General features: G+C 68.8%; 10 protein-coding genes. 5 read left to right on the forward strand and 5 right to left on the reverse strand.

Annotated elements, in window-relative coordinates:
• Both PHR85_RS03025 and hemC read right to left on the reverse strand, forming a co-directional pair.
• Positions 1 to 828, reverse strand: a complete 828-nt coding sequence (locus PHR85_RS03025; protein WP_300050259.1) for a uroporphyrinogen-III synthase — start codon at positions 826 to 828, stop codon at positions 1 to 3.
• Positions 825 to 1,787: a hydroxymethylbilane synthase gene (gene hemC, locus PHR85_RS03030; protein ID WP_300050262.1), complete on the reverse strand. Its 963-nt coding sequence runs from the start codon at positions 1,785 to 1,787 to the stop codon at positions 825 to 827. Before hemC ends, PHR85_RS03025 begins: the two co-directional genes overlap by 4 nt.
• Before the next feature lie 136 nt (positions 1,788 to 1,923).
• Here hemC and argH point away from each other — a divergent pair, with 136 nt between their 5' ends.
• Complete coding sequence (gene argH, locus PHR85_RS03035) at positions 1,924 to 3,375, forward strand: argininosuccinate lyase (protein WP_300050265.1); 1,452 nt, start codon at positions 1,924 to 1,926, stop codon at positions 3,373 to 3,375.
• 33 nt (positions 3,376 to 3,408) lie between these two features.
• On the opposite strand, the gene PHR85_RS03040 is transcribed toward argH, so the two are convergent.
• The 3 genes from PHR85_RS03040 to PHR85_RS03050 form a co-directional block, all read right to left on the reverse strand.
• Positions 3,409 to 4,749 (reverse strand): diguanylate cyclase, encoded by a 1,341-nt coding sequence (locus tag PHR85_RS03040; protein WP_300050268.1) that lies wholly within the window; start codon positions 4,747 to 4,749, stop codon positions 3,409 to 3,411.
• On the reverse strand, positions 4,746 to 5,555 hold the full coding sequence (locus tag PHR85_RS03045; protein WP_300050269.1) for an ABC transporter substrate binding protein: 810 nt from the start codon (positions 5,553 to 5,555) through the stop codon (positions 4,746 to 4,748). The genes PHR85_RS03040 and PHR85_RS03045 overlap by 4 nt, the downstream gene beginning before the upstream one ends.
• Before the next feature lie 151 nt (positions 5,556 to 5,706).
• Complete coding sequence (locus PHR85_RS03050) at positions 5,707 to 7,632, reverse strand: TonB-dependent siderophore receptor (protein ID WP_300050271.1); 1,926 nt, start codon at positions 7,630 to 7,632, stop codon at positions 5,707 to 5,709.
• A 160-nt stretch (positions 7,633 to 7,792) separates the two neighbouring features.
• Here PHR85_RS03050 and PHR85_RS03055 point away from each other — a divergent pair, with 160 nt between their 5' ends.
• The 4 genes from PHR85_RS03055 (at position 7,793) to PHR85_RS03070 (ending at position 12,238) form a co-directional block, all read left to right on the forward strand.
• Complete coding sequence (locus PHR85_RS03055) at positions 7,793 to 8,641, forward strand: MoxR family ATPase (RefSeq protein WP_300050274.1); 849 nt, start codon at positions 7,793 to 7,795, stop codon at positions 8,639 to 8,641.
• A 21-nt stretch (positions 8,642 to 8,662) separates the two neighbouring features.
• Positions 8,663 to 9,847 carry a VWA domain-containing protein gene (locus PHR85_RS03060; RefSeq protein WP_300050275.1) on the forward strand — a complete coding sequence of 395 codons (1,185 nt, stop codon included), beginning with the start codon at positions 8,663 to 8,665 and terminating at the stop codon, positions 9,845 to 9,847.
• A 273-nt stretch (positions 9,848 to 10,120) separates the two neighbouring features.
• Complete coding sequence (locus tag PHR85_RS03065) at positions 10,121 to 11,422, forward strand: dicarboxylate/amino acid:cation symporter (protein ID WP_300050277.1); 1,302 nt, start codon at positions 10,121 to 10,123, stop codon at positions 11,420 to 11,422.
• Between the two features lie 51 nt (positions 11,423 to 11,473).
• Complete coding sequence (locus tag PHR85_RS03070) at positions 11,474 to 12,238, forward strand: sulfite exporter TauE/SafE family protein (protein ID WP_300050280.1); 765 nt, start codon at positions 11,474 to 11,476, stop codon at positions 12,236 to 12,238.
• Positions 12,239 to 12,257: the final 19 nt, after the last annotated feature.

Here is a 12,257-nt window from a genome sequence, read left to right on the forward strand (position 1 = left end):
TCACGGCATGGATTCTAGGTTGATCAGGACATCAGCGAGCGCCGGCCGGCTGATGCGCAAGGCACCAAAGCCCAGGCGGGCGGCGGCCTGCGCGATGCGCGGATGGGTCGCGAGCGCGCGCGACCGCGACCAGTCGGCCTCGGGCAGCAGGTCGCGCAGGTACTCGATCGCCTCGGAACTGCTCAGCAGCCAGATGCTGCCGTCACGGCTGGCGGCTTGGGCCTGCTCGCGCTGCCGCGCGGTCCAGGCCGGTGCGCGTCGGCGGTAGGCCACGCACCAGTCCACGCTGCCGCCATGGGCGCGGCACTGGTTGGCGAGCCAGTCGCGGCCGTTGCCCTGCGGGCTGGTGGCGGCGACAGCCGCCGCCTCGGTCTGGCCGCGCACGATCAGCAGGCGGTGACCGGGAACAACCAGTGGACCGACCACGCGCCAGAGCGATTCGGAGTCGTATTGGTCGGCGCCGGCGTCGGGCTGGTCGATGCGGTCGGCCGGCACGCCGGCGGTCAGCAGCGCGCGCGCCGTCGCGGGGCCCGGCGCCCAGCAGCGCGGCCCGGCCGCCGTGGCGGTGCCGGCGTCGGCTCCATCCTCAGCGCCCGTGGCGGGCGGCCAGGGCTGCCCGGCGAAGAACTGCGCCACGGCCGGCGCACTCACGAACATCAAGGCGTGGTAGTCCGCCAGGCGGGCGCGCGCCTGGCGCAAGGGCCGCGGGTCGGCGGCGGGCGCGATCTCGATCAGGGGCAGCGCCAAGGCATCCCAGCCCTGGCGCTGCAAGGCCGACACCCAGCGCTGGGCTTCGCCCGTCGGCCGGGTGACGACCGCGCGCCTCATGCGGCAGCTGGCCCGGTTGCGCCGCCCTGGCGCAGCAGCACGACCACCCGAGCCCCCAGGGCCTCGGCCTCGGCCAGACTGTTCACAACGGCCTCGGCCTGCACCCGCACCAGCGGAATGCGGCCCTCCTGGTCACCCCAGGCGGCGGCCAGCCGCAGCGCCGACGCCAGCGGCTCGCCCTGCCAGGCGGCGAAGGCGGCCAGCGGCATCGAGCAGCTGCCGCCCATGCCACGGCTGACCGCGCGCTCGGCGGCGACCGCCAGCCAGCTCGGCGGGTGCGCCAGCGGCGCCAGCGCGGCCGCGACCTCGGGGCGGTCCTGGCGCAGCTCGATGCCGAGCGCGCCCTGGCCGGCGGCCGGCAGCATCTCCTCGGGCGAGAAGACCTTGCGGATGCGCGACTCCAGGCCCAGGCGCTTGAGGCCGGCGGCGGCCAGCACGATGGCGGCATACTGGCCCTCGTCGAGCTTGCGCAGTCGCGTGTCGAGGTTGCCGCGCAGCGGCTCGATCCTGACGTCGGCGCGGCCCAGGCGCTCGAGCGCGGCGCGCAGCAGCACGACGCGGCGCAGGCTCGAAGTGCCGACGACGGCGTCCGGCGGCAGGTCCTCGATGCCGGCGCAGGTCGGCGAGACCCAGGCGTCGCGCGGGTCCTCGCGCTCCATCACGCAGGCCAGCTCGAAGCCCTCGGGCAGCTCCATCGGCACGTCCTTGAGCGAATGCACCGCCAGGTCGGCCCGGCCCTGTTCGAGCGCGACTTCGAGCTCCTTGACGAACAGGCCCTTGCCGCCGACCTTGCTAAGCGCGCGATCCAGGATCTGGTCGCCCTGGGTCGTCATGCCGAGCAGCTCGACCGCATGGCCCTGGGCGCGCAACAGGGACTGGACGTGCTCGGCCTGCCACAGCGCCAGACGGCTTTCACGGGTGGCGATGGTCAACTGGAGGGCGGCGGGGGTCTGGCTCACGATGGGCGAATCCGGAAGTCTGGAGAATCTCCAGATGCTAGCACGCCACCCGGTGCGGACAGCGCGCCTGCCGGCCCGATAAAATCCAGCCTTTTAGCCCATCACCCAACGGGGGCCAACCGTCCCCGCGCACGCCATGTCCAAAAACCAGCTCGACACCAAATCCCAGGCCTGGTCGGCCCTGTTCTCCGAACCCATGAGCGAGCTGGTCAAGCGCTACACCGCCAGCGTGTTCTTCGACCAGCGACTGTGGGACGCCGACATCACCGGCAGCCTGGCCCACGCCGACATGCTGGCCACGCAGGGCATCATCGGCGCCGACGACTTCGCCGCGATCGAGCGCGGCATGGCCCAGATCCGCTCCGAGATCGAGTCCGGCGCCTTCGAGTGGAAGCTCGACCTGGAGGACGTGCACCTCAACATCGAGGCGCGCCTGACCCAGCTCGTCGGCGACGCCGGCAAGCGCCTGCACACCGGGCGCAGCCGCAACGACCAGGTCGCCACCGACGTGCGCCTGTGGCTGCGCGGCGAGATCGACGTCATCGGTGGCCTGCTGACCGAGCTGCAGCAGGCGCTGGTCGAGATCGCCGAGCAGAACGTCGAGACCATCCTGCCGGGCTTCACCCACCTGCAGGTCGCGCAGCCGGTCAGCTTCGGCCACCACCTGCTGGCCTATGTCGAGATGTTCGCGCGCGACGCCGAGCGCTTCTCGGACGTGCGCCGCCGCACCAACCGGCTGCCGCTGGGCTCGGCCGCGCTGGCCGGCACCACCTACCCGCTCGACCGCGCGCGCGTCGCCCGCACGCTGGGCATGGTCAACGCCGCCGGCGAAGCCCAGCTGTGCCAGAACAGCCTGGACGCGGTGAGCGACCGCGACTTCGCGATCGAGTTCAGCGCCGCCGCCAGCCTGTGCATGATCCACATCAGCCGTCTGTCGGAGGAACTGATCATCTGGATGAGCCAGAACTTCGGTTTCATCCGGATCGCCGACCGCTTCACCACCGGCAGCTCGATCATGCCGCAGAAGAAGAACCCCGACGTGCCCGAACTCGCGCGCGGCAAGACCGGCCGCGTGGTCGGTCACCTGATGGCCCTGATCACGCTGATGAAGGGCCAGCCGCTGGCCTACAACAAGGACAACCAGGAAGACAAGGAGCCGCTGTTCGACACCGTCGACACCCTGAAGGACACGCTGCGCATCTTCGCCGAGATGATCGGCGGCCAGCTCGACCCGGCCAGCGGCAAGAAGGAAGGCGGCATCACGGTCAACGCCCAGGCGATGGAGCGGGCCGCGCTCAAGGGTTACGCGACCGCGACCGACCTGGCCGACTACCTGGTCAAGAAGGGCGTGCCGTTCCGCGACGCGCACGAGACGGTGGCGCACGCGGTCAAGGCCGCGACCGCGCACGGCGTCGACCTGTCCGAGCTGCCACTGGCCGCGCTGCGGGGCTTTCACGCCTCGATCGAGAAGGACGTGTTCGACTGTCTCAGCCTGCGCGGCAGCCTGAACGCCCGCAATACCGTCGGCGGCACCGCGCCGGCGCAGGTGCGGGCCCAGATCGCGCGCCACCAGAGCCGCCTGGCCTGAGGCCGAGGCCTGGTCGATCGGGTCAGTCGCGGATCAGTTGGGCTGACCCAACTCGTCCCAGCCCGGTGCCAGCTCCACCCGGTTGCGGCCCTTGTTCTTGGCGACATAGAGCGCCCCGTCGGCGCGAGCCAGCCAGCGCTCCAGTCCCGGCTGGCGTGGCTCGAAGCCGGCGATGCCAAAGCTCGCGGTATAGCTCAACAACTCGTCGCCGATCGCCACGACGCTGTTGGCGATCGACAGCCTGACGCGCTCGGCGACCTGGGCCGCTCCCTGCACACCGGTGCCCGGCAGCAGCAACACGAACTCCTCGCCGCCGATCCGGGCCACCACGTCGAGCTCCCGCAGCTGGGCCGATACCACGCGCGCGAAATCACGCAGCACGGTATCACCGGCGGCGTGGCCGTGGCTGTCGTTGATCGACTTGAAGCGGTCCAGGTCGACCGTCACCAGCGCCAGCGGCAGGTCGAAGCGCCGGGCACGCTGGATTTCGATCCGGGCCAGCTCGGTGAAGGCACGCCGGTTGAACAGTCCGGTCAAGGGATCGGTACGGGCCGCGAGTTCGGCCGACTCCTTCTCATGGCGCAGCGCTTCGGTCGCTTCCAGCACCCGCTGCTGCAACAGCGCCTCGTTCGAGGCCAGGCCGGCGGCCATGGTGTTGATGCCCTCGGCCAGCGGACGCAGCACGCCGGCCGCCGCGACATCGACGCGCGAGCCCAGCACGCCATGGCGCAACAGCTCGACCACCGCGCTGATCCGGCCCAGGGGTCGGGTCACGCTCGAAGCGATCAGCACCGACAGCAGGCCGGCGAACAAGAGGCCACTGCCCACGGCGACCAAGGCCCAGTCCAGCAAGTCCCGGCGCTGGCGCTGCAGCACGCCCAGTTCGAGCTCGACCAGGGCGTAGCCCAGCAGACGCCGTCCGTCCGCGGCCACCGGAGCCGGCAGCGGCTCGATGAAGGGGTCCGGCTCGACCAGCACGGTCGACCAGATCGGCGCCAGGGCCAGCAAGCGATCGCCCACGACCTCGGTGCGCCCGGATTCGATGGCGGGCAGCAGCGCGCCCTGCCGGGAGCGGCCGTCCGAAGCCAGCGGCACGCCCACGGTGGACCAGATCGACACGGCCGCGACATGGGTGCCCGAGGCGCGCACGCCCTCGGCCAGCCGCTGCAAGGAAGGCGCGCTGCCCGCGAACAGCGGAAACTCGGCGGCGATCGCGACCTGGCGCGCCGTGCCGAGGGCATTTTCGTGCAGGGCCTCGGTCAGCACCTGATCGTGCCGTTGCAGGAAACCCTGCAGCAGCACGACGATGGCCAGGATGGCGGGCAGGCTCGCGGCCAGGAACAGCCGCATGCGGATGCCGAACAGGCTCTTCATCGTGCGGACTCCTGCTGCTTGAGCGCCAGCACCAGCGCCTCCGGGGTCGGGAGGGACAGGTCCAGCGAGCGGGCCACCTGGTCATTGAGGGTCACCGCATAACCCTCGGCCATGCTCGGTGGCGGCAGCCCGCGACCGGCCAGCCACAGGCGCAGCGCGGCCGCGACCTGCTGCCCGATGGCGGCCGGCTCCGTGTGCAAGGCGAGCAAGGCCCCGGCCCGGACATGGGCGGCCGAATAGCTGACCACGGGAATGCGCTGGCGATAGGCGGCCAACAGGATGTTGTGCATGTTGGAAGCAGAATAAACCCGCTTGTCGGGCAGGGCCAGCAGCAGGTCGGAGTCGTCGAGCAGACCGCGCAAGGCCGGGTAGAGACTCTTGTCACCGCTCAGGACCGTCTGTTCCACCAGCTTGAAGCCATGCGCGGTCAGCGCGCGGGCCAGCGCGGGCCTGACGGCGAGGGAGTCGGGTCCGAACAGCACGCCCACGCGTCGGCGCTCGGGCAGGGCCAGTTGCAGCAGCCGCGCGAGGCGCCCGGCGGGCTGGTCGAGGAAGACGGCCGAAGTCAGCCCGGGCGCCCGGGCCACCGGCGCCGGGTAGCTGGCCTGCGGCAGCAGCGCGGCCAGCATCGGCACGCGCGCCAGCGCCGGGCTGGCCAGCACGCGCTCGACGCCCTCGAGGTAGGCACCCGCGCCCAGGGTCACGATCAGCTGGGGCAGCGGCCCGCTCGCCAGCGGCAGCTCGGACCAGCTCGCCAGGCGCCAGCTCAGCGGCGCGCGGGATTCACGCGCCCAGGACTCCTGCAAGGCCTGGGCGGTCTCGGCATGGACGCCGCCCGAGGCCGACCAGACGACCCAGACCTCGGCGTCCGCCGCCAGCGCCGGCCAGCAAGCCAGCCCCGCGCCGCAGGCCCCGGCCAGCAGCGTCCCCAGGCAATGACGGCGCGCAGCGTCCAGTTCACTGCTCCAGTCTGAGGGTCAGGAAGGCGCGGCGCTGGAACTGGAAGCTCTGTCGGGTATCCAGATGGTCACCGTCGAGCGCCTGCACCGTGAGCGCCGCCTCGGCCTTTTTGCTGCCGATGCGCCAGTGCTTGGCCAGCCGCAGGTCGATACGGCTCGCGGCCGGCAGCAGCCGGTCGTGATCCCTTTCATCCCGGTCCCAGGTCATCTCGCCGCGCTCGTGCCGCATCAGCATGAGGTCATAGCCGCTCGGCAATTGCTGGGACCAGGCCAGGGTGCTGGCGCGCCCCGGCGGCTTGTGATTGGCCGTGTCATTTTTCACGGGGTCGGCCCATTCAAGTTCGCTGAAACTCTGCTGCCACTGCAGCCGGGTGCCGTGACGGGGTTCCCAGCTCAGCTGGTACTCGACACCCCGCACCGTCAAGTCCAGCAGATTGTCGAAGACCCGCTGGGCGGTACTGTAAGCCTCGGAATAACTGATCCCGTCCTTGAGACGCTCGTTGTAGGCCCGGACATCGACCGTCAGGTGCAAGGGCCTGAATTGCCCCAGGTAGGAGACTTCGCGGCTGTCCAGCCGTTCCGGCCGGATGTCCGGATTGCCGGACCAGTAGCGCAACTGACCCAGCTTGTAAGGGCTGAGGTCATAACGGATGTCGCCGGCGAACTCGAGCAGGCTGTTGGTGCGCATGGAACGATTGATCCCGAAGCGCAGCGTGTGGTCGGGCGTGAAGTGGTGGTTGAGCATCAGCCGGGGGGCGACATAGGTGCCGCTGTGGCTGTGGTCGCCAAGAAAGGCGCCGGCGTTGGCGGTCCAGCGCTCGGTCGGACGCCATTCCAGATGGCCAAACAGCCGGCTTTCGCGGTACTCGACCGATTCGTCGGTGTAGAAAAGCGGCCGGGACTGGGCCTGCTCCTGCTTCCAGCCCAGGCCCCAGACGGCGCGCAGGTCCGGGCGCGGCACCAGGGTATGCTGCAATTCGAGGTTCGCGCGCTGGCCCCGGCTGCCATAGTCGAGCAAGACCTTCTTGTAGGCGAGATGGTGCGAGACATCGGCATAGTCCTCCTGGGTGAAGTCGGCGCTGAGCTGGAGCTGGCCTTCGCCCTCAAGCTGTCGCTGCCAGCGCCCCTGCAGGAACCACTCGCGCCACTGGACGGTGCGCTCGGGGTCGCCTGGTGTGTCGCCATAACCCCGGCCGGATTGCAAGTCGCTGGCGCCGGCGCGAAGCATCAGGTCCTGGTCGGCGGCAGGCCGCAGATCGGTGCGCCAGTCCAGCACCCGCAGCCGGCGGTCGTCGAAGGCAACCGCGTAGCCGCTGTCCTCGCGCTGACCGAACGACAGGCGATGGGATGCCTTTTCATCCCCGAAGCCCAGGCTGACACGGGCATCGCGCAAGTCAGCCGAGCCGACGCTGACCTGTGCCTCGGCGCCCAGGCTGTCGGCGGTATGGCGGGTGATGATGTTGATGACACCGAACATCGCGTTGGCACCGTAGGCCGCCGAGTTGGCGCCGCGCAGCACCTCGACGCGCTCGATGTCCTCGGGCAATACCGACATCATGCCGCGATGCGTGTCACCCAGGAAAAACGAGGAGTAGGCCGAACGGCCGTCGATCAATACCAGGTTGCGCATGCCGTACTCGTCCAGCGGCGCGTGATAGGAAGCCACGGGATGGGCGCCATTGAAGCCACCCACCATGTAGCCCGGCACCAGCCGCAACAGCTCGGCCACATCGCGCGCGCCCGTGCGGCGGATCTGGTCGCGGTCGATCACGGTCATCGAGCCCGGCGCGTCGTGCAGCGACTGCTGCAAGCGGCTTGCCGTCAGCACGACCGGCAGCTCGGCCAGGTAGTCGTCCTCGGTCAGGGACTGCGCCCGGGCCGCGTCCCCCATCACCGTCAGCAGCGCCAGCGCCGCCCAAACCATCGGGCGTCTGATGGCATCTTTCCATTCATCTCTCATGGGATGGATTATCCCAAGACCGACACATGAGATGTGCGAAACAGGCGAGATCTCCCAGACCATGGAAAGTCCTTAGACTATTCCCAGTCCCATCCACCCAGTCGAGACCCGCGACCCCAACAAGATGACAAAGAAATTCACCGGAACCGAGAACTATGTCGCCACCCAGGACCTGATGCTCGCGGTCAATGCCGCGCTCCAGCTCAGGCGCCCGCTGCTCGTCAAGGGCGAGCCCGGCACCGGCAAGACGCTGCTGGCCGAGGAGGTCTCGGCCGCGCTGGACATGCCGCTGCTGCAGTGGCATGTCAAGTCGACCACCAAGGCCCAGCAGGGCCTGTACGAGTACGACGCGGTCAGCCGGCTGCGCGACAGCCAGCTCAACGACCCGCGCGTCAACGACATCCGCCACTACATCGTCCAGGGCGTGCTGTGGCAGGCCTTCACCGCCGAGCAGCCGGTCGCGCTGCTGATCGACGAGGTCGACAAGGCCGACATCGAGTTTCCCAACGACCTGCTGCGCGAACTCGACCGCATGGAGTTCTACTGCTACGAGACGCGCGAGCTGATCCGCGCCAAGCACCGCCCGCTGGTCTTCATCACCTCGAACAACGAGAAGGAGCTGCCCGACGCCTTCCTGCGCCGCTGCTTCTTCCACTACATCAAGTTCCCCGAGGCGGACACGATGAAGCAGATCGTGGACGTGCATTTTCCCGGCTTGCGCGACGAGCTGCTGGGCGCCGCGCTGAAAGCCTTCTTCGACATCCGCAACCTGCCGGGCCTGAAGAAGAAGCCCTCGACCAGCGAGCTGATCGACTGGATCCGGCTGCTGCTGGCCGAGGAGATTCCGGCCACCAGCCTGCGGGGCGAGGGCCAGCAGATCACCGTGCCGCCGCTGGTGGGCGCGCTGCTCAAGAACGAGCAGGACATCGCGCTGTTCGAGAAGCTGGTCCTGATGAACCAGCGCCACCGCTGAACCCGCTGGCAGCACCGACCCATGCTGATCGACTTTTTCTACGCGCTGCGCGCGGCCAAGCTGCCGGTCTCGGTCAAGGAGCTGCTGACGCTGCTCGAATGCCTGCAGGCCGATGTGGTCGGCCCGCGCTCCGAGGCCTGCACGCTGGACGACTTCTACTTCCTGGCGCGCACCGTGCTGGTCAAGGACGAGAAGCATTTCGACCGCTTCGATCGCGCCTTCGGCGCCTACTTCCACGGCGTCGAGCAACTGGTTGACTTCAGCCGCGAGATTCCGGCCGACTGGCTCAGACAGGAACTCGAGCGCCTGCTGTCGGCCGAGCAGAAGGCCAACGCGCCCAAGCTGGACTGGGACGAGCTGATGGCGACGCTCAAAAAACGGCTGGAGGAGCAGAAGGAAAAACACGAAGGCGGCAACAGGTGGATCGGCACCGGCGGCACCAGCCCGTTCGGCCATGGCGGCCACAACCCGCAGGGGATACGGATCGGCGGCCAGGGCCGCAACCGCAGCGCGGTCAAGGTCTGGGAGCAGCGCGCCTACCGCGACTACGACGACAGCCAGGAGCTGGGCACGCGCAACATCAAGCTGGCGCTGCGCCGGCTGCGCCAGTTCGCGCGCACCGGCAACGCGCTGGAGCTCGACCTGCCCGGCACGATCCGGGCGACCGCGGCCAACGCGGGCTGGCTGGATCTGCGCATGGTCCCCGAGCGGCACAACAGCGTCAAGGTGCTGCTGCTGATGGATGTCGGCGGCAGCATGGACGACCATGTCAAGCAGGTCGAGGAGCTGTTCTCGGCGGCCAGGAACGAGTTCAAGCACCTTGAGTTCTTCTACTTCCACAACTGCGTCTACGACCACCTGTGGCGCCACAACCGGCGCCGTCACGCCGAGCGCTTCGACACCTGGGACGTGATCCGCAAGTACCAGCAGGACTACAAGCTGGTCTTCGTCGGCGACGCCACCATGAGCCCGTACGAGATCCTGCAGCCGCACGGCAGCGTCGAGTACGACAACCCCGAGCCCGGCGCCGAGTGGCTGCAGCGCCTGACCGACGCCTTCCCGCATTGCGCCTGGATCAACCCGGAGCCGCAGGGCGTCTGGCAGTACCGCCAGAGCGTGGACATCATCCGCCAGCTGATGGGCAACCGGATGTACCCGCTGACGCTGCAGGGCCTGGAGCAGGCGATGCGCCAGCTGATGAAGTGAGGCGGGCGGCCGGCATCCAGACGGCATGCCGACCGTTCGGTTTTCCGAACGACGCGGTGGACCAGGGTACGGATTCCCGAACGCCGGCCCGATGACAGGGAAATATTTTCAAGCAGGATCAATGGCTTGAGACTCCCTGCATGTGCCATGCCAGGTGGCACGAAAGCTGCGATTGAAAGGAACAATCCGGCCCGGACAGGTGTTGACCTGCTGGCGCCGGCCCACCCTCTCGATCACAGCCTCCGCCCGGCCCCGGGCGGCCAAGGAGTCCCCATGAAAATGAACAAGCTCACGACCTGGATCGTGCTGGCCCTGCTGGCCGGCATCGGCGTCGGCTACCTGTGCAATACGCTGGCGCCCGACGCTGCCGCCGCCAAGGAAATCGCCGGCTATTTCTCGATCCTGACCGACATCTTCCTGCGCATGATCAAGATGATCATCGCGCCGCTGGTGCTGGGCACGCTGGTCGCCGGCCTGGCCGGCATGGGCGACGGCAAGGCGGTCGGGCGCATCGGCGGCAAGGCGCTGGGCTGGTTCCTGGGCGCCTCGCTGTGCTCGCTGCTGATCGGCCTGGTGATGGCCAACCTGCTGCGCCCGGGCGACGCGATCTCGCTGCCGCTGCCCGACGTCAGCGCGACGACCGACCTCAAGACCTCGACGCTGAACCTGAAGAACTTCATCACCCATGTGTTCCCCAAGAGCATCTTCGAGTCGATGGCCAACAACGAGATCCTGCAGATCCTGATCTTCGCGCTGTTCTTCGGCCTCGCGCTGGGCAAGCTGCACGACAAGACCGCGATCGGCCTGGTCAAGACCTGCGAGGAGATCGTCCACGTGATGCTGCAGGTCACCGACTATGTGATGCGCTTCGCGCCGGTCGGCGTGTTCGCCGCCGTGGCAGCGGTCATCACCATCCACGGCCTGGGCGTGCTGGAGGTCTACGGCCGCTACATGGCCTATTTCTACCTGGCGCTGGGCGTGCTGTGGCTGGTGCTGATCGCGGCCGGCTATGCCGTGCTGGGCAAGGACGTGTTCCGCCTGCTCAAGCTGATCCGCGGCCCGATGCTGATCGGCTTCTCGACCGCCAGCAGTGAGTCGGCCTACCCCAAGCTGATGGAGCAGCTGGAGAAGTTCGGCATCAAGGACCGCATCACCGGCTTCGTGCTGCCGCTGGGCTACTCGTTCAACCTCGACGGCTCGATGATGAACACCGCCTTCGTCTCGCTGTTCATCGCCCAGGCCTACGGCATCGAGATGTCGATCGGCCAGCAGGTCACGATGCTGCTGGTGCTGATGGTCTCGTCCAAGGGCATCGCCGGCGTGCCGCGCGCCTCGCTGGTCGTGATCGCGGCCGTGCTGCCGATGTTCAACCTGCCCGAGGCCGGCCTGCTGCTGATCCTGGGCATCGACCATTTCCTCGACATGGCGCGCACCGTGACCAACGTGCTGGGCAACTCGATCGCCACCGCCGTGGTCGCCAAGTGGGAGAACGCGATCGAGCCGGTCAGCGCTGAACTGGCCGAATCCGACGCGGTGCTGCCGCTGCCGGCCGAGCCAGCGGTGGCCAGGGCCTAAAATCCGGGCGGGCAACGCTGGGCGTTCCAGGCCGCCCAAGCCCCTGATCTCATGATGGAATTCAACTGGTTCTTGCTCGCCGGCGCCGCCTTCTTCGCCGGCCTGGTGGACGCGGTGGTCGGCGGCGGCGGTCTGATCCAGATCCCGGTGCTGCTGTCGCAGTTTCCCCAGACCGCGATCCCGACCCTGTTCGGCACCAACAAGCTGTCGAGCATCGCCGGCACCGCGTCGGCGCTGTGGCGCTATGCCCGCCAGGTCGCGATTCCCTGGGCCGTGGTGCTGCCGGCCACGCTGGCGGCGCTGCTGGGCGCCTGGCTCGGCGCCGCCGTCACGGCCTGGCTGCCGCGCGAGGCGATGCGCCCGCTGGTGCTGGTGATGATGCTGGCCGTCGCGCTCCATACCTTCTGGCGCAAGGATTTCGGCCATGCCGAAACCCGGGAGCTGGTGCGGGCCGACCGCTGGCGCGCCGCCTGGCTCGGGCTGGTGATCGGCTTCTACGACGGCTTCTTCGGGCCGGGCACCGGCAGCTTCCTGATCTTCGGCTTCGTGCGCCTGTTCGGCATGGACTTCATCCGGGCATCGGCCAGCGCCAAGGTGATCAACGCCGCGACCAACCTGTCGGCGATCGCATTTTTCGCCAGTCACGGCCCCATCCTGTGGGGCGTGGCCCTGCTGATGGCGGTCTGCAACCTGGCCGGCGCCCAGGTCGGCACGCTGCTGGCGCTGCGCCGGGGCGCGGGCTTCGTGCGCCAGGCCTTCCTGCTGGTGGTCGCGCTGCTGATCGCCAAGCTGGCCTGGGACATGCTGGCCGGCTGACCGGCAGCGCTTCAGGCAT

It is taken from the genome of Malikia sp. (assembly GCF_028687635.1).
Classification (GTDB): Bacteria; Pseudomonadota; Gammaproteobacteria; order Burkholderiales; family Burkholderiaceae_C; genus Malikia.